At 57.1% G+C, this 16,813-nt stretch carries 17 protein-coding genes; 1 reads left to right on the top strand and 16 read right to left on the bottom strand.

Features of this window, described 5'->3' with window-relative positions; translation table 11 throughout:
• Window positions 1-40 precede the first annotated feature (40 nt).
• The 11 genes from C4K40_RS10985 to C4K40_RS10935 all read right to left on the bottom strand — a co-directional run bounded on the left by C4K40_RS10985 (window position 41) and on the right by C4K40_RS10935 (window position 10,427).
• Window positions 41-562 (bottom strand): lysis system i-spanin subunit Rz, encoded by a 522-nt coding sequence (locus tag C4K40_RS10985; protein WP_053138342.1) that lies wholly within the window; start codon window positions 560-562, stop codon window positions 41-43.
• Window positions 559-1,170, bottom strand: coding sequence for a glycoside hydrolase family 19 protein (locus C4K40_RS10980; RefSeq protein ID WP_053138339.1), 612 nt, complete (start codon window positions 1,168-1,170; stop codon window positions 559-561). The genes C4K40_RS10985 and C4K40_RS10980 overlap by 4 nt, the downstream gene beginning before the upstream one ends.
• A 61-nt stretch (window positions 1,171-1,231) precedes the next feature.
• Complete coding sequence (locus C4K40_RS10975; RefSeq protein ID WP_256224298.1) at window positions 1,232-2,407, bottom strand: hypothetical protein; 1,176 nt, start codon at window positions 2,405-2,407, stop codon at window positions 1,232-1,234.
• A gap of 93 nt (window positions 2,408-2,500) precedes the next feature.
• Entirely contained in the window at window positions 2,501-3,346 is an 846-nt protein-coding gene (locus tag C4K40_RS10970; protein ID WP_124421288.1) for a hypothetical protein, read from the bottom strand.
• A gap of 286 nt (window positions 3,347-3,632) precedes the next feature.
• Complete coding sequence (locus C4K40_RS10965) at window positions 3,633-7,088, bottom strand: host specificity protein J (protein WP_053138328.1); 3,456 nt, start codon at window positions 7,086-7,088, stop codon at window positions 3,633-3,635.
• Window positions 7,089-7,143: 55 nt separating this feature from the next.
• Window positions 7,144-7,755, bottom strand: a complete 612-nt coding sequence (locus C4K40_RS10960) for a tail assembly protein (RefSeq protein WP_053138325.1) — start codon at window positions 7,753-7,755, stop codon at window positions 7,144-7,146.
• A gap of 61 nt (window positions 7,756-7,816) precedes the next feature.
• Window positions 7,817-8,167 (bottom strand): hypothetical protein, encoded by a 351-nt coding sequence (locus C4K40_RS10955; protein WP_053138322.1) that lies wholly within the window; start codon window positions 8,165-8,167, stop codon window positions 7,817-7,819.
• Between the two features lie 2 nt (window positions 8,168-8,169).
• Window positions 8,170-8,496 carry a hypothetical protein gene (locus tag C4K40_RS10950; protein WP_053138320.1) on the bottom strand — a complete coding sequence of 109 codons (327 nt, stop codon included), beginning with the start codon at window positions 8,494-8,496 and terminating at the stop codon, window positions 8,170-8,172.
• A gap of 1 nt (window position 8,497) precedes the next feature.
• A complete protein-coding gene (locus C4K40_RS10945; protein WP_053138317.1) occupies window positions 8,498-8,740 on the bottom strand; it encodes a hypothetical protein in 243 nt (80 codons plus the stop codon).
• A gap of 107 nt (window positions 8,741-8,847) precedes the next feature.
• Entirely contained in the window at window positions 8,848-9,351 is a 504-nt protein-coding gene (locus C4K40_RS10940; protein WP_124421287.1) for a hypothetical protein, read from the bottom strand.
• 629 nt (window positions 9,352-9,980) lie between these two features.
• Complete coding sequence (locus C4K40_RS10935; protein ID WP_124421286.1) at window positions 9,981-10,427, bottom strand: hypothetical protein; 447 nt, start codon at window positions 10,425-10,427, stop codon at window positions 9,981-9,983.
• Window positions 10,428-10,934: 507 nt separating this feature from the next.
• On the opposite strand from C4K40_RS10935, the gene C4K40_RS10925 reads away from it, so the two are divergent.
• Entirely contained in the window at window positions 10,935-11,174 is a 240-nt protein-coding gene (locus C4K40_RS10925; RefSeq protein ID WP_053138308.1) for a hypothetical protein, read from the top strand.
• A 185-nt stretch (window positions 11,175-11,359) separates the two neighbouring features.
• On the opposite strand, the gene C4K40_RS10920 is transcribed toward C4K40_RS10925, so the two are convergent.
• The 5 genes from C4K40_RS10920 to C4K40_RS10900 are packed head-to-tail and all read right to left on the bottom strand — an operon-like array spanning window position 11,360 to window position 16,759.
• Window positions 11,360-12,124, bottom strand: coding sequence for a C40 family peptidase (locus C4K40_RS10920; protein WP_053138305.1), 765 nt, complete (start codon window positions 12,122-12,124; stop codon window positions 11,360-11,362).
• A 2-nt stretch (window positions 12,125-12,126) separates the two neighbouring features.
• Window positions 12,127-12,876 (bottom strand): phage minor tail protein L, encoded by a 750-nt coding sequence (locus C4K40_RS10915; protein WP_053138302.1) that lies wholly within the window; start codon window positions 12,874-12,876, stop codon window positions 12,127-12,129.
• Between the two features lie 9 nt (window positions 12,877-12,885).
• Window positions 12,886-13,224 carry a phage tail protein gene (locus C4K40_RS10910; RefSeq protein WP_053138299.1) on the bottom strand — a complete coding sequence of 113 codons (339 nt, stop codon included), beginning with the start codon at window positions 13,222-13,224 and terminating at the stop codon, window positions 12,886-12,888.
• The gene (locus tag C4K40_RS10905) at window positions 13,224-16,511 is read right to left on the bottom strand and encodes a phage tail tape measure protein (protein ID WP_053138297.1); all 3,288 of its coding nucleotides are present in this window, start codon (window positions 16,509-16,511) and stop codon (window positions 13,224-13,226) included. Before C4K40_RS10905 ends, C4K40_RS10910 begins: the two co-directional genes overlap by 1 nt.
• Complete coding sequence (locus C4K40_RS10900; protein WP_053138294.1) at window positions 16,508-16,759, bottom strand: DUF1799 domain-containing protein; 252 nt, start codon at window positions 16,757-16,759, stop codon at window positions 16,508-16,510. Before C4K40_RS10900 ends, C4K40_RS10905 begins: the two co-directional genes overlap by 4 nt.
• Between the last annotated feature and the right edge of the window lie 54 nt (window positions 16,760-16,813).

The following is a 16,813-nucleotide window of genomic DNA, read 5'->3' as shown; positions in this document are numbered from 1 at the left end:
ACACCGAAGAGAGAATAATGCACTCTGCTAACCGCTATTTTTACTTCATTGACAAAACTCCCTTCACGTAATTCTGGCACGCCGCCAGAGCAATCAGTCCTTGGTCACCGTCGCCAGCGATGGCGACAATTCGTTGAGCAGCCGCTGGGTCAAGTTCGGCTCTCGCCGCTCCATGATCCACGCCGCTGGTGCCGGCGGTGGCTGGCATCCCACAGCTACCACCCGAGGCGGTAGCGTTGAGTAGGACTGACAGCCGCAACTCAGCAGTAGCAAGCCGGTCACGCAAACGAGCTTGGTTCGATTGAGCATCGCGCAATTCCTTGTAGTGGGTTTCGTCATTCGCTTGCAGGCGATCCTCGAGCGTACGGCGGGTGTCCTGCTGCTCACCCTGCCAGTTGATTACCGCCGTAGCGGCCTGCTCGCGGTCGGTGCTGTACGCCTCGGCTTGCTCGGCCAACGCCCTGTCATAGGCGTTGGCCTGCCAGGACCAGGCCAGCCAGCCACCCAGGGCGAACCCCAGCACCAGGGCCAGGGCTGGCAACAACCAGCCCGGGGCCTTCACGCCAACACCTTCAATGCACGCTCATACAGCGCCTGGCGATCCTCCAGACCATTGGTGCCGCCGTTGATGCGCTTGGTGATCGTGAGAAAGTCGCCCTTGTCGGCCAGATCGTTCAGACCATGAGCGGCCCACCACCAGGCGGCCGACTGTGCCGCGTGCTCGGCCTGCTCGAGCAGCTCAGGCTGGGCTTCTAGAGGCAGGCCCAGGCCTTCGCCGGCGGCACGGTAGTTCGATCTGCCGGTGACCTGCAGCAAGCCGCGGCCACGAAAGCGCCAGCCATCGCCAGAGGCATCCGGGCCGTTGCCCATCCGGCCGCCGTAGACCTTGTTAGCGATCTTCTCGGGCTGCCTGGCGTACGCGCCAGCTGTCTGTGGTGTGAACCGGTTTGGCCAGGTTCGCGCCAACGCCTCGGCGCTGTAGTTCAGGTTCTCCACGAGGCTGCGCAGCTGACCAGACTCATGCCCGACCTGGGCCAGGAACTCGGCCTGGCGCACGCGGGAATCGATCTTCCAGCGAACCATCGCGCGGTTGAGGGCGGGAACAAAAACGCCCGCGACTGGGCGGGCGTTCGGGAGAATCTGCAGCAGCTGCTGCTCTGTGAGTGGCATTGTGTTTTCTCCAGGCAAAAAAAATACCCGCTCGCTGGCGGGTGTGGTCGGGTGTTGAGGATCAGGCGGGAGGCGTCTCGGCGACGGAAGGCATTTCCAGCCGAACATCAATCCAGCTATTCAGCGGTACATCGAGTGGAGCGCCTTTTCCGAGATGCATCTCGCCGTCGTCGTCGAGGGTCCAGCGCTGCTTGAAAAGCCGCACAGTCACAGTGCCCTGGTCATCCTGCTCGCTTTCAGTTATGCCGAGTGCTCTACCTCCATCGGGCGAGCTTGGGTCATGAATGCGCCACCCTTCCAGGGCCAGGCCCAAACTGCCGGCTATCACGTAAACGCCCACAGCGACACGATCAACAGTGACACCCCGAGCCTCATCATTTCCCGCGCCCCAGGCGCCGGCGGCTTCAAACGTCTGCTCGAGCAGATCTCGGCGCTCGCTGCTTGCAACATCGGCGATGCGCACGATTGGCGACGCAGCAGAAAGCGCGCCGCCCGAGCCGCGAGTCGTGTTTGCAGTTGTATAGATCTCAGCAATTGCTGAAATCGAACCATTGATACAGGCCTTCAGGTAAGCCTTTGAGGCCCCCATAGACATGAAAATTTGTGTCCAGCTCTTCTGCGCGACAGCCAGATCGTACGCACAGTGGATCAATGTTCCGTAGCCTGCTGGCGACGGAGCATTTGCCGTTGTGGGGATGAATCGATACTGCCCTGCTGCGGAAATAGCGTTCGCATCGACAACAACGTTCGGCGCTCTCGCCCCGACACCGAAGTCACCGACCTTCAGGACGCGGCCGGCAGTCTCATCAACGCTGCTTGCTGTCAGATTAGCTGCAGCTGCGGTTCCAAGGCCGAGTCCGGCACGCGCAGAATCTGGATCAGCCCCTCCTGTCCCGCCCTTTGCAACAGGCAGCACGTCATAGTTCCCGGTCGTACCTAGGGCCGCCATTTTCGCGCCATAGCTGTTTGTCCAATCGCGAACGAGGTCGGCAAGCAACTTCTGATAGCCCTGAACAGGCATTACCGCATAAGGCTGCCCAGATGCAGTGGGCCCCAAATAGGCGGGCAGAATCGAGACCACCGTGTCGCTTGCAACATTCTGGAGCTCGTACTGGCGGCCATCTGGACCGATAAAAGCATCACCAACTCGAGTATTGGCGGCGAAGCCTGTACCAATACCTGTGACTGTTGTTGACCCGCTCGTTACGACAACTGTTCCAGCTCTATGCCATGCCATAGCTTGGTGTTCTCCAGGCAAAAAAATACCCGCTCGCTGGCGGGTGTGGTCGGGTGTTGTTGCGTTAGGTCAAGCCGCGCCTGCAGCTATTGCTCATCGGGGAGGATCAAAAGGATATTGATATTCAGAGACATCAATATAAGGACATTGAGGAATACGATCAGTAGCAGTCCCCCAAGTACCCTGCGGGGTGCCTGGATAACCATTGATTTTTCCATAGGTTGACTCTGGGGAAGTCCACATATTGTGCACGACCATGCCTTCTAGACCGTAGCAACCTTCGTGCAGGCCGCCACGCATGATGTCCTGCCCTACAGGTAACTGGTTTTGGAAAAAACATCCCCTGCTCCACGGGATGTATGCCGCATACGTCTTACTTGGGTTTAGCTGGTATATGAACCCGTACTCAGGGTAGCCACCAAGATAACTACCACCAACATTGTATTGAGGAACAACTACTCTGTAGTAGCCTGCACGACCAAATGGCGTGCCCCACTGGTCTTCAGCTTGTGGGGGTGGTGGTGCCGTAGAGGTACCAATAATATTTAGAGGCTGCTGTAGACTGTTGAACGTGAAAGATCCATCTTTAGCCCTTGTTTTAAGTGCCGGCCCTGTAAAAATTGGCGCCATCAAGTCAAAACAATAAACCTTAATATCGGCTACTTGCCCGGCAAAATAGAAAACCGTGTTATCTCCCTCTTTTGAGACAATGGGCTGATTGCACGCACCCGTTACAAAAACAATAGGACTTATCGCATTCTTGACCACGAATTTATAGATATTATCGTAGTAGATATGAGGACCTCCGGTTGGCTGGGTGCGCCTCCAAGTCTCAGCAAACTCCACTGGACCGCTCTTGATCAAGCCATAAATAGACTTTGACGTATCGTACAAGATGCTACCATCAGGATTCCTGGCGATTAATGCTGCTGTAGCCATTAAAAGTATCCGTAATAGATTCGACAATTGATCGGAAAACCGCTAGGCAAACGATACTGCCAAGTAAGCAGGTCATTTGTGAGCGTCACGCCAGGCGGCTTACCAGCAGATCGCACGCTAGGTTCAAGCGGAGCAATTGTATAGAAATAGCTCTTACCTGCTGGCATGGTTATAGATGCAGATCCATTATCTTTGTTTGTAGTAACAAACCCAACGCACTGACTAAGAAACTTGGTCATGTCCGCTGTGATCTTGTTGCTACTGTTCCTTGTGACCAGGCCGACCATTACGAAGCATCCACGCTGAGGTCAATTGCTTTGACTCCGTTCGGGTAGTAGACGTAAACGCCACTATTGTTAATAACCAATTTGTTACCTCCTGGGGCCAAACCCATCATCTGGAATGTACCGTCAGGCAAGAACGCCCAGCCGGAAACATCCTTCTCATAGTTGTTAGAAGTCAGGTTACTGCCGATTTTTAGCATGTTGATCGATCCGTTTTCGATGAATGCAGAGCGAATAAACGTCTGCCCGCCAGAGACCGAGAAAGGCGATACGGGCGTTCCGTTTGCCAGGTTCAGCAACATGAAAGTGTCGGCCCGTACAACGAATTGCGACGAGACTCCGGAGGGATCCACCTGTAGGCCAAGGCCGAAAGACGTTGCGTACTTCTGTCCGCCAGCGGTGGCCTCCATCTTCACCGACCAGATGGTCTCCATCTTGCCGTTCGTGTTTGCAAGCGCCGACGAGGTTTCTTGGATTGCAGAAGTGTTTTTCCCTACTGTCGCTTCCAGCTGCGTACGGCGCGTAGCCTCAGCCTCAATTGCAGTGGCCCGCACCTTCTCTTCTTTTGCGATTGCCGCCACGCTGTTGAAGCCACGAATGGCATCGGCAAGGTCGCCTGCGCCATTGTCCTCGCGCGCCGCGGCTCGCAGCGTGCTCTGCGTAGAGGCCTGGGCGGTCACCTTGTCGTCGATACGTTCGATGCTGGTCTTGTTGGTCTGAACCTGCTGCGCGAGGCCGTTCGCACTTTCAACCGACTGCCCAACATCGATCCAGAATGACGGGGCCGGCGGCGGATTGTTCGCTGGCACATCCTTGATGGCTTGGTAGATACGACCGCCCTCCACCACCATCTGGCCTTTGAGGTACACCGCCGAGGGGTCGTAGCCCTTCAGACCGTCGAGCGCGTCGATCTGCTCTTGCAAGCCCGGGATCTTCTCTATGTCGCTGAGCAGATCCTGGCCGAGCTCGGTCTTGCTGATCTTGCCGGCCAAGTAGTCGAGGATCGGCGAGGCGTCCGAACTGGCCTGACCGCGCACCCCATTTACCGCTGGATAGAACGGTCCGACATTGCCGGTGCGGTCCACCAGGCGAGCCCAGAAGAAGAACGTTGCACCAGCAGCCAGGCCCTGCAGCAGAAAGTCCGACTGCGGATAAGCCAGGTCCGAGAGCTTCGTGGCTTGCTCCAGGCTGTTGCCAGCGCCATACCAGATCTCGGTTCGCTGGGTATCCTCGGCGCCGACTGGGAACCCCCATTTCAACTTGATGCCGAACAGCTCGCTTGAGGTGTTCAGGTATGCCACCGCCGGCGGAACACCATCCTTGCCCTTGAGTTGGGTCAGATCGGAGCTTTTCCAGGTCGAGGAGATCTCAAACGCACTCACCGCCCGTACCCGGGCCAGGTATGCGCCAGCGTAAATACCAGTGACATCTACGCTGGTGGAGCCTGTGCGCTGCAGCTTGACCCAATTGCCGCTGTCCTTGCGCCATTCCACGTCGTAACCGACAGCGCCGGATACCGCGGGCCATGCAATCGTCATCGTGCTGACAGCCAGGCCTTGGTCGATGGCGTAATCGGAAGTCAGCGCCACGCTCGCCGGCGCCGGAACAGTAGTCACCGGAATGATGCTGATCGGCCGTTCTTCCAGGCGAGCCCCGGTGTCGATCGATGCGTATTTGCTGGGCTCATACTGCAGAGCACTGATTTCGTAGTCGCCTTCCGGCGTTCGTGCAGTTCGAAGCACGCGATACAGCGGAATGGCCAGATCATCAGCATCGAGGGCCCACTGCAGGTCCTTGGCGGGAGGTTCGCTGTAGGCTGTGGTTACCGTCACCTGGCGCCCCATGACGCTCTGTACCGTGCGCCCTTCAGCCCTGCCGGCTGGTAGGTTGATGATCAGACGATCGCCGGCCTTCGCCTGGGTGTCGCGGTCCAGCGTCACTACACGACCAGCCGCTGCCGCGATTCGTCCGCCCACCTCCCGGCCCGCCAGCAGCGAATCGGCAACCGGGATGATGAAGCCAGGCAATGGAATCTGCCCTTCCATCCCTGTTTTGAAAGTAACTGTCCGATCCTGGTTGTTGCTCAGGATTGCCCACTTGGCGCGGCGCTGAGCTTCACTGGCCCGGGTGCAGCCGATTGCGCTGATCTCGGTAGGCTTGTCGCCAAACCGACGTTGCAGCGGAAGGTCGGCATAAGGAATGACGTCGGTGTCGTAGTTGTTGGCCGGGTTGTCGTAGCTCACCAAGCAGCGGGTGTAACGGGTCTTGGCCGATGCGCTGCCGTAGGAAAACTTGCCATCCACCACGTTCGCGCGGGTGAATACATAGTCGATGTCTTGGGCCCGAGGCATATCGGCCTGCATGACGAGCTGGCCCTGAGCCCAGCAAGTCATACCGCGATAAATGCCGGCGATATCCCGCAGCAGTGACCAGGCATCGGCCTTGCCTTGCAGGTTCATGTCGCAGAGGAAACGCGGCTCCTGGCCGCCCAGGCCGTTGGAAACCAGCTGATCGCAGTATTGCGCGATCCGGTAGAGCTCCCACTTGTCGACCATCCAGCTCTTGATGCGCTTGCCCAGGCCGAAGCGGTTTTCGGTGCAAATGCCGAAGGTGATCCACGCAGGATTGTTGGTCCAAGCCTGCTTCATCGTTCCATCCCAGATCCCCGAGTAGGTCCTGGCCACCGGATCGTAGTTGCTGGGTACCTGCCACTTACGGGCCTTGCATCGCACCGTCACCGCGGGAATGTTGGTGAACTGCTCGGCGTCGAACTCGATGTAGAGCAGTGCGGTATTCGGGTACCGGATCTTGGCGTCGATCACCTGCGTGTAACCGGCGATCAACATGGTGTCGGCTACTTTGTTGGTGTTCTGGTTCGGGGTAATGCGACGCACCCGGATCTGCCAGCCCGACGTCGCAGGCGGCAGGTCAATTCGGCGAGAGCGCTCGTAGCGAGAGGTGCTCTTGCCGTCCACGGCCTCGACCAGGACTTGCTGATAGGCGCCACCGTCGGTGGCCACATCGATCGCGTATTCGATTCGGTAGCCGTTGACGTTGCCCTCGTTGTCCTGGGCCTGCAGCGCCGGCCAGGCCATCCGCACCCGTACCGCCGAAAGCTGGGTGTTGCTGATGGACTGAACCCACGGCGCACCGCTGCGCAGTTCGATGTTCAGCGAGGTTTCATTCTCGACCGAGGGAATGCCTGGAATGTAGTCCTGGTCCACAGAACCCGGCCGCCACTCCCACTTCACGTTGGTGAAGTTGTAGGAGCCGCTGGCATCCTGAATTGGCGTGTTGTCCAGGTAGATATCGCGAGCCGTTGGCGTGCCCTCGAACTCGCCCTCGCCTACCGCGATCAGGATCTTGGCCAGGTTGGTCGACCGAAGGCTGTCGGCCGCCTCATAAGGCATTTTCGGCTTTTTTTCGCCGCCCTTGGCGCCGTGGATCTCGACGTCCATCTTTCCTCCAGGCATAAAAAAACCGCCTCAAGGCGGCTGTTTGACGTTGTGGTGTTTAAGCTTTGTCTTCCGCGTATATCGAGGCAGAAATGATCGCTCCGCCCCACCGGCGCTCACCAATGCAGATAGGGACCGGATTACCGCTGGCGGTGGTGTTCTTGGCGCTGCCAAAGGCGTAGGAAGGCATGTTTTCGGGGGAGGCGCTTTGCTTGAGACCGCCTTGCTGGGGGCTGAGCATTTGGATTACGCCTCCCAGCATCATCGACCCGCCCATCATGATCAGCGCAGAGCCGAATGGCGCCCCTGCACCGAATGTACCGCCAGTGATGACGAGACCAACAACGATCAGTACTGCGCCGACAATAGTTTGCAGCGCACCGCCTCGCTTGCTGCCGGCTATCACCGGAGCAATGCGAATGTCCCCCCCGCCCGCAAATCCAAGCTCCTTCGCTGCCAGGTTTGTCTTACCGCGAAATACGGCGAACTCAACCCCGCGGTACTTGGCATTGGACAAGAAACGCTCAAACCCTGGAATTTGCACGCAAAGGGCCTTAACTGCTTCTGCCGGCGACCTTACAGCCATCCGAAAAGACCTCCCAAACCGACGAAGCTGTCCATAGAGCAGGATCGTGGTCATGGGCTGATAATTGATAGCAAGTTCCGCCATGTGCTTTTCTCCAGGCAATAAAAAGGCCCGCCAAGCGAGCCTTGTACAATTTGATGTGTCGCTACAAGCAGCCTTGCAGCGCGGTCAGCCGTTTATTGGCGATCCAATTACCCACTACCACGTAATACTTCGCCTCTGAGCCAGAGCCCTTGGGCTGGATGTCAACGAAGTACTGAGAGCCCTCAGTGAACACTGTATATCCGGTGTCACGCCCCGGCTGAAGCGTTGCCCCAGGCGTGCCGCCGAAGATCGGCTGATTCTGCCATTCGTACTGGACACATTTTGCCAGCGCGTCGTCTGCTTTCTTCGAGATCAGCACCTTATACGGCCCCGCCTGACGCGCCTCATTCATGGTCGGCGCCATGCACCCCGCCAGCAATACCAAAGCCGCCGCCCCTATCAAAACTCGCATAATTATTCCTTGTGACCGTGCATGTTGAAGGAGAAGAAGCAGAACGAGATTTTATCGCCCTCAACATCCCGCAGCTCGTATCTGATTCTGTCCAGACCATCATTTATCCGGATCACTCTCAGGCCCATAAACTGAGTCAGCCCACCACCAAAACCGTTGAGATTGAGCACACTGATATCTTGAAAAAGCACCGTCACTGCATCAACGCCTGACTCATCGGTGGACATCTTCAGTGCCAGGTCGTACTTGTAGCACCGGAACTCGATGCCCATCGAAATCACACAGCACTGCTCTATCAGTAGCTCATTTAACTGATCGACTCTATCCATGTCAGAAGTCGGCAGTGACTTCGATAATCGCGCACTCCCGGCCTTCCCCTTCCGCTGCTGCAGAGATCTCAGGTCGCCGCATCTCATCGCGGCTTGTCACGACATTGAAGGCTGACACGCCATTAATCTCAAATGGTCGAACCAAATAGCCTGGAACAACCACATCCGGATCTTCGGACGTTACATAGACCTCAAGGTTTGAGTCGAGCTTCTGTAGTTTTTCAATGAGTTCTTTGACTTTCACTTGGCATCCTTTTCAGTTGGTGTGCCACCGGCACATTAGTCAGCAGAATACTACTCGCCAGAAGCAAAAAGCCCAGCGCGGGGCGGGGCTGGGCTGGGCTAGTCGCGTCACTTCTCTGGAGTATTGAGTGGGTCGACGGGCTTCGAACGGATAATGATCTCTACCTGATCTGGATCGACACCGTAAGTGTCCGCGAGCTCCTGGATGGCTGTATCCATGCTTAACGGCCCATAAATTCTAGGCCGAGCCTTGAAGCCCACAACATCCCCAATATTGTAGAACTGCAAATCTGGGAACTCAGTTGGGCACGCCCCAGCTCCATTGTAGTAATGCGATTCGTATGCGCGCGAATAATGGGCATCACTATTTTTTTCAGAGAGGGAGCGAATCTCAGAAAGACGCGCAATCATTTCTCTAGACTTTTCCTTGAGAATTACTATTTCTTCTATTTTTGCCACCCAGCTAGGGCTATGCGCCGAGCAGAGAACCAGATAGTCGATATCCTTCCAGTTTGCTTCACCGTTGATTTTTGAAGGTATAACTATAAATCTGTCAGAAGTTATGGAATCAAACTGCTCTAGAGAACACTGCATAGAAACTGCTTTGATCATAGCTATCACTCATCCTGAGAAAATACTGAGAGTACCGAGATAATGATCAAGCATCCACCCAGGACGGAAAGCCAGTACGTGGCCTAGCCGCATCAGGTTGTTGGTTGTACGTCTTTGTGCCGCCAGTAGCTCACTACCTGGCGGCAGACACACTCAGCATTCCCGGTTCATTGTTGAAAACCTCTACCAGGACCCTCCTCTTTTCAGAGTCGCAAGTGATCAGGACGTCCATGCCGTTGCTGTAAACGCGCACAGCCTTTTGGCCAGGCGCATCCGAGACCTTTTCTATGCGAGACGGACGAGAGTTCAGCTGGGCGATGATCTGAGATTGTGCTTGCTCGCACCGACTGAAATCCATTGGTACCACGCTTGAATGGGTGTCAGCAGACACCGTGAACGGGTAGGAAAGAAAAAGTAAGGCAACCGCAAAACATCCTTTACCCATGACCAGCTCCTCCATGCACATGATCAGTTATCTTGGCGGTGTACCCGCCAGCACCTACATATGCCTGGACCTGCCGCTTATCCTTTCGTTCAAGCTATTTGATGCTGCTGCGAAAAGGCTGACTCCAGATGCAAAAAGCCCAGCGAGGGGCTGGGCTGAACTGAGTACAAAGTAAGCTGCTAATTCAGAATTCGATAGAGACTTTGACGTTCTCGCGTGGAACTCCATAAGTCCAAGCCAAGCGGGAAATTGCATTGGTAGCGGTCAGCACTCCAGGCGTGTCGCCTTTTTCTGTTAGGCGCGCACCGAGCCCAAACAAATGATTTACATCAAGGTCAGCGAATCTAGCACTTCTGAGATCCGCGCTATGGACTAGTGGGGATACATCCGACCACGCATCCTCCAAAAGCACTAGATCACTTAAGAAAATCTCAACATCTTTTGGGAATTTTCCTGTCGAAACATTGAATGAGTCTATCTTCCCGATCCAAATCGGTATCCCACCGTCGACCACAATCACAAAACCTACTTCCAAGGGTTTTGGGTCTGACAACCTGATAGCAAGCTTTCGCCCAGCGCGCAACGCGTCAGAAACAGGGGCTGTGTACTTAACTACAAAAACTTCACTCATGTGCCTTTCCTTTTGCTCATGATGCCGCGCATAACTACGGCATTCTAACTGACGGCACAATAATCGTAACGAATCGCCATCGGTGATTTCCACCCTGTCCACCCATCCACCCTGGACGGAAAGCCAGTACACGGCCTGCGCCAGAGCGTAGTAGCGTTAAGCCTTCTTTAGCTCATGGAGTAAAGCTATGGCGCTTTTGATTAGGGACACCCAGCAATTTGTGCAAGTCGAAACTCCAACCCTGCTAGGCGGTGTGGGCTGGAATACTCTTTATGAAATTGGATCAACAGTCCCAGTGTCGGGGATATATCGCTGCGATGGATGTGGTCGGGAGATTGCATCAAATACTGGTACCCAGTTCCCTCCACAGAACCACCATCAGCACCCAAACTCTTCGCCAATTCAATGGCGCCTAGTAGTGAAAGCTGAGGGATAAAGATAATAGGCAGTCTGTGTTAATCATTATAACTGCACCATTTTTTGCACATACAACACAAGGAAAGTGAAATGAGCGAAGTTAAAACAGCAGAGCAACGCCTGAGCGAACTTGAGATCGTCGTCAAGACCTTGATTCTCTTCAATCAAAATGCCATCGCCACTGTTAGCCGGCGAGTCACCCAAGGCAACCCAGCCATAGCAGATGCTCTTATTCGCGACCTGATGGAACTGAAGAGTCGCAGCTATAGCGGCATCGACAAAGGCCTGCACGACCAATATGTTGACAGCCTTATAGCTGGGGTTAGCTGACCCTTCCAAGCCCAGCAGCGTAAAGCAGGCCGCTGCGCTCGCATTTTCTTAAGATGACGCGCCAGCGGCCTGCCAGTGTCTGCTTAGGAACGTCTGCCCGCGCATTCCCCTGGGGGGCGGTACCGCTTGTACTTCTAACCTCTTCAGTTTGCTTTTTCATGACTCTTTTCCGCGGCCCTGCCGCATCATGTAGTTGGTTGTACATTTTTGTGCCTGAGGATCAGGCGTGTCCGGTCATACCAAGGGCCGCCGAAGACGATAATTTCGCTCGGACGCCCGTACAGGTGGTGCAACAGGAAAGGCCCAAGCCCGAAGGTGCCTGAATCTTCCCCGGGCAATGCCGGATCGGCACCCAGGTAGATCCCGGCATGATTGGGATGTGCAGTCCGGCCTACGGCCATAACGATCATGTCCCCGCGCTGCGGCTGGTCGGCCTGGTAGAAACCGGCAGCCTCATAGGCCTGCTCGTACAGGCTTGGACCGGAGGCCTGCTCCCACCAGCCGTCCTCGCGGGCATAGGGCGGGAAGTCCAGGCCCCACTCACGCTTGTACCAGTCGGCGCAGACTTGCCAGCAATCCCAGGCGCCGTGCACGAATGGCCGCCCCAGCAACGGCGCTTCACCTGTTGGCATCACGGCCCGCAAGTCGCCCTCAGGCCATGACAGGATGTACCACGGCAGGCCGGTGGCCTCACATATGGCCAGATCGCGCGGCGAAGGCCTGCTGGTGGCGTCTGGATGCGAATGCACAATACCGATTACCTCGCCCTGCTCCTCGGCTTCGGCGTACTGCTCCGGTGCGATGCGGAACTCCTCCGTAGGCTCGATGGCGACGTTGGCGCAAGGGAAATAGAGCTGCTTTCGACCCACGACCAGGATTAGCCCGCAACACTCCCGCGGATATTCAGCCGCAGCGTGCTTCTGCACGGCAGCAAGGATGTGCTTGAGCATTATCAACTCCTCGCAATCAAGGAGACAGCTGGATACCCCCCGAATGGCAAGGCATTCCCTTCGCCAAACCTGCATTTGCAGCCGGTCGAAAGCAGCCCATTGCACTGGTCTTTTTCGGGATCATCGGTGGGGTTGCCGTCCATGTCGAAATAGCCTCCAGTCCACCCGCAGTTCGGGCCCCGGTACCCGGCAGTCAAAGCCCAATGGCAGAGCGTGGTCATCTGGCGGCCAATTGACTCCGAACCCACATCACCAGGGCTTGCAAGCTCCCAGGTCACCGACTCCCCGTCCTCGTTCGTCTTCTGGTCGATGTACCAGACCTCTATGGCTTCCTGGGTAGGGTCAGCCTGAGGATTTCCACCTTCGAAATTGGCAGCGTCCAAGAACTGGCCCAGGGTGTTACGCATGGTCAGCTTGAACTCCAGCAGATCATCGAACGCCAAGCACAAGGCCGTGATACGCCCGTTCACGTTGCCTACAGAGAGCTTGGGCCGAACAGCAGTACCATCGCCGTTTGCCTCAATGCCCTCGATCTGCATCGGCCAGGCACCGTACTCGTTGCCCTGCCACCAGATCGACTTGGCGGGCAGCTCATCCGCTGCAGCGCCGGCGGCGATCAACTCCCTAGGCGTGTGCGGTATGGCGTGCCCGTGGAAGCGAAGGATATCGGCGCCATAGTCCGTACCGTCGAGTTCAAACAGCAATACCTCGCTGCCAGGCTCGAGAGTCTGGATATCACGAATCAGCGACATAGGATTCCCTTAGGGGTGAAAGGCCCGCTCGAAAGTGGCCGTGAGTTTGAACACGCCTCCGCCCACAGGAACCGGTGTTGGATTCTTGCAGGTGAACAGGCCCAACTGGCCCAGGGGTGTAGTCCAGAGAAAGGCTTTCGCGCCTGCGTGCCGGTCGAAGAAGGCCATGATGTCGGCCACCTTCGACTTCGAGCCGGTATATGTGATCGGATAGGAGTCTTGTTTGTTGTTGGGACCGTCTCCCACCACCTGCTTGTACCCGCCCCCAAACTGGGTTGATCGAGTTCGATATTCGATGGTGGGGGAATCCCCGTTCTGCGTTGGCCAGGTGAAGGTCTCTATCGCCATCACACCCTCCCGTTGGTGAGTCGCCAGATGGATCCGCCAGGCTGTAGCGCCCGATTAATGGCTGTTTCCGCTTCGGTCTTGGCTGCCTGCTGAATGCTCTTCCCAATCTGTGCGGCGTCCTGTGGTGCCGTGGCCGCCCCTCCATCACTGGAGGTCTGGACTGAGACTGATACAGGGAAGTTGTAGGTATTGCCGCCGCCCTGGGCGCCAGCAGCACCAGTAAGCGCACCAGAAGTTAGCGGAGTGACACTACCGCCGTTGGCACCTGTCATCAGGAACGACCGACCGCCCTCGCTGTAGAGTTCGGGGCCCAGTTCGTTCACCTCGTATAGGGAATTTGGAGACACGGGACCACCAGCGGCCCGGTACCCGGAGAAGTCGACACCGGTATATCCAGCCTGGGTGGAGCCCGCTGACGACGCCCCGCCACCGAAGTACGAACCAGCAGCCGATGCAGCCATGCCGAACAACGAACTGAGCGCAGAAGAAGCCGCCTGCCGTGCTGCGACCCGAGCCATGTCGGCCAGAACCGACTTTGTGAAGTCCGCAAACGAAAACTTGCCAGTGGTAGCGAACTGCACGATCGCGTCTTCCATTGAGCCGAAGGCGTTGGTGAATAGGCTCTTGGTTTGGCCGGCAACATCCCGCGCTGACTCCAGGTAGTTCTGCCAGGCGGAAGAAGCTCCATTCGTCCAGTCGCCCTGGGCAGCCGTCATCTCGTCGTAGTTACTGACAACGGTGTCGTGCAGCTTCTGCTGGGAGGCTTCCAGCGCCTGCAACTTCTGCGTGTACTCGTCGAGGCTCATACCTCGGGAGCCATTGCCGTACTGGTTGGCCAGGTCCAGCTTCTGCTGGTTGATACGGTCGTCGATCGCGTTCTGTTGGTTGGTCAGATCCCGCTGGCGATCACCTTGGCCAAGGCCGGCTGCAGCTCGCAGGCCCTGCTCGCGCAAGGTGTCGACTTGCTGCTGCAGGGCGTTGGTGTAGGTCTTGACCGCCAGCTCCTGCTTCTTCAGTCGGCCTTCTTCATTCTTGGCCAGCACGCTCAGCTCGGTGTCAGCATCTTGCTGAGCCTTGACCATTGCGGCGCGGGCATCGGCGATCTTCTGGTCTAGCTGGATGCGCTGTGCGGCAGAGGTGCTGGCCTTACCCTTGGCGGCCTCAAGTGCCGCAATCTCCGCCTCATAAGCCGCTGTGACCTCGTCCCGCTCATTGCCGATCATGGCCTCGCGCTTGAGCAGGTAGTCGGCCTGGGATATCAGTCCGGCCTTCTGCGCCGCGTCCAATTCCTTCTGGGCGTTTTTGTACTCGGAAAGGATGCCGGTGAGGGTGTTTTTCGAGTTATTGAAGGCCGTCAGGTCGACGGCACCCACAACAGATTTGGAGTCCTTTTTCTGCTCATCAATCGCCTTGCGCAACTGGTCGTACGCACCGCCCGAAAACTTCTTGCCGTCGAACTGGACCCCATCCAGCAGCGCCGCTTTCTGGCCAGTCTTCTCCGCATTCTGGTAGAGCGTGGTGAACTGGTCGTCGAGCTTTTTGTACGCCTCCTGCCGCTTAGCCAGCGGATTCAGGTTCTCCATCTGCCGATCCAGATCCTTCTGGACCGCAATAAGCTCCTTGTTTGCCCTGGTAGCCTCACCGGTTGCGTTTGCGTTGCTCTCGCTGGCCGCCTGCCGCGCCTTCAGTGCAGCAAGCTTTGCTTCCAGCGCAGGCGTAGAGTCGTCGTTCTCTCCATCAGCCAAGCCAAGGAAAGAATTGAGCGAGCTGAGGCCATTTGACAAGGCTCCCGCGACACCGCCACCCTTTCGTGTATCCAGCACCCGCTGTGTGATTTCGATTTGCTTGGCCAGGTCCGGGAAGATCTCAGACCGAATCTCTGCGTAAGCGCCCTTGATGGCGACCTTTACCCGATCCCAATCACGCTCGATATCCGACAGTGAATCGCGGTAGTCCTTCAGCCGTTCCTGTGCAGACTGATTCAGGTTCTCACTGAGGGTATCCAGAGCACGCTGATGGTCACCCTGTTCATCGATGGACTTGATGACCTGGTACTGCTCATAAGTCAGCAGACCATATTGATCGCTGATCTTCGAAGCTGCTTCCGTCGCGGTATCACCAGCGTTGGCCAGTGACTTCGCGATATCCCCTGCCCCTTTACCAGTCACCTCACCGATAGCGGCGGCGGCCTGGGCTAAGTTCTGCATCTGGACGCCGCTGGTAGCTGCACCAGAAGCCAGTGCGATAACAGCTTCACGCGCACCACTCAGGTTACCGGTGAGAGCTCCGGCCGACTCACTCATTGCCTTGAGGCTGGCGATGCTTTGCCCTGCATCGTTTGAACCGCCATTGATGACGCTATTGAATTCTCGTGCCTGCTTCACGGCGTCGAAGTAGGCATAGGCAAGACTACCGATGACTCCGGCGAGCAGGCCGGCCGGCATCAGGGCCGCAGCCAAACTCTTAGCCGAGGCACCAGCTTCGGCGCCGAGCTGGGCAACGGCACGAACGCCGCTCCCCCAATCCCCCGACTGCAGGGCATTGCTCAACTGCATGACGTTTTCTTGAGCCTGGCGGGTGCCGAGCTTCAACTTGTCGAATGTAGTTTCTGTTGCAGTCAGGCCGGCTCGGTCCTTACCGATCTTGGCCAGGGCCTCGTTGTAGCGCTCAGCGCTGATCGCTCCGCGCTGAAACGCCTCATTCGCCGCCCTTTCCTGCGCCTCTAGCTTGGCCAGCTTCACATTCAGAGGATCTATGCTATTGACCGTGCGCTTGAGCGCCTCGATCTGCCGGTTCTCGGCGTCGATCAGGCGCTGCTTCTGCGCTGCCTCCTTGGCTTCGGCCTTCTCGATCCTGTCGAAGGACTTGCCGAGACGTTCTTGGTAGGCCTCCTGCTGCTCGATGGTGACCAGGCCACCCTTGCGGGCACGCTCAAGCAGTCCCTCTGCCTGGACCAGTTTCTCCATGCTGTCGATGTTGCCGGTCATTGCCCTGTCGAGCTGGCTGATGATGGCAATTTCACTGGCGGCGCTTGTTCCGGCCTTACGGCTGGCGTCGACCTGGCGCTCTTTCGCACTGGTCGCTTTATCGATGCCCTGGGCGGCCTCCACCTCCGCCTGGCTGATCTTCTTGCCGGTGTTGGCCAGGCCCTCCCCAGCCTTGCCAAGGTCATCGACGGCCTTCTCTGCCCCTTCGGCCGCGTCGACCAGTTTATCCAGATCATCGGCAGCCTTGACCGCCTGAGACGACTCAACCGCAATGCCAAGCGAAGCGAAGGTAGTGCTCATTTGTTGTCTCTCTGTTCAGCCATTAAGGCCAGGGCCTCAGCCTCCATCTGCCGGATGTCACTGAAAATGCTTTGCCTGGAACCAGCCGGCACGCCACACATTCGGATAACGCTCGGGAGGACGCCGTAGTCCAGGCCGGTAGCGCCGCACGCGCCGACCCGCCACTGGGTGCTCATCGCCTCGAAGACGGTGAAGGCCGGCCAGTTGTCTGGCCAGACCTCGCAGTCCTGGCCGGTGAGATCGCCCACCAGAAAGCCAAAGGTCTTCAGCTCTTCAGCAGAAGGCCCTTGCTCGTAGAGTGC

The sequence above is a fragment of the Pseudomonas sp. CMR5c genome, from assembly GCF_003850545.1.
Taxonomy (GTDB): domain Bacteria; phylum Pseudomonadota; class Gammaproteobacteria; order Pseudomonadales; family Pseudomonadaceae; genus Aquipseudomonas; species Aquipseudomonas piscis.
The sequence above is the reverse complement of the archived record's forward strand: the minus strand, read 5'-3'. Positions and strand labels throughout refer to the sequence as shown.

Coding starts and splice junctions, on each gene's coding strand:
- C4K40_RS10980 (WP_053138339.1), bottom strand. CDS start 1,170: ATGCCACTCACAGAGCAGCAGCTGCTGCAGATTCTCCCGAACGCCCGC.
- C4K40_RS10975 (WP_256224298.1), bottom strand. CDS start 2,407: ATGGCATGGCATAGAGCTGGAACAGTTGTCGTAACGAGCGGGTCAACA.
- C4K40_RS10970 (WP_124421288.1), bottom strand. CDS start 3,346: ATGGCTACAGCAGCATTAATCGCCAGGAATCCTGATGGTAGCATCTTG.
- C4K40_RS10965 (WP_053138328.1), bottom strand. CDS start 7,088: ATGGACGTCGAGATCCACGGCGCCAAGGGCGGCGAAAAAAAGCCGAAA.
- C4K40_RS10960 (WP_053138325.1), bottom strand. CDS start 7,755: ATGGCGGAACTTGCTATCAATTATCAGCCCATGACCACGATCCTGCTC.
- C4K40_RS10955 (WP_053138322.1), bottom strand. CDS start 8,167: ATGCGAGTTTTGATAGGGGCGGCGGCTTTGGTATTGCTGGCGGGGTGC.
- C4K40_RS10950 (WP_053138320.1), bottom strand. CDS start 8,496: ATGGATAGAGTCGATCAGTTAAATGAGCTACTGATAGAGCAGTGCTGT.
- C4K40_RS10940 (WP_124421287.1), bottom strand. CDS start 9,351: ATGATCAAAGCAGTTTCTATGCAGTGTTCTCTAGAGCAGTTTGATTCC.
- C4K40_RS10935 (WP_124421286.1), bottom strand. CDS start 10,427: ATGAGTGAAGTTTTTGTAGTTAAGTACACAGCCCCTGTTTCTGACGCG.
- C4K40_RS10925 (WP_053138308.1), top strand. CDS start 10,935: ATGAGCGAAGTTAAAACAGCAGAGCAACGCCTGAGCGAACTTGAGATC.
- C4K40_RS10920 (WP_053138305.1), bottom strand. CDS start 12,124: ATGCTCAAGCACATCCTTGCTGCCGTGCAGAAGCACGCTGCGGCTGAA.
- C4K40_RS10915 (WP_053138302.1), bottom strand. CDS start 12,876: ATGTCGCTGATTCGTGATATCCAGACTCTCGAGCCTGGCAGCGAGGTA.
- C4K40_RS10910 (WP_053138299.1), bottom strand. CDS start 13,224: ATGGCGATAGAGACCTTCACCTGGCCAACGCAGAACGGGGATTCCCCC.
- C4K40_RS10905 (WP_053138297.1), bottom strand. CDS start 16,511: ATGAGCACTACCTTCGCTTCGCTTGGCATTGCGGTTGAGTCGTCTCAG.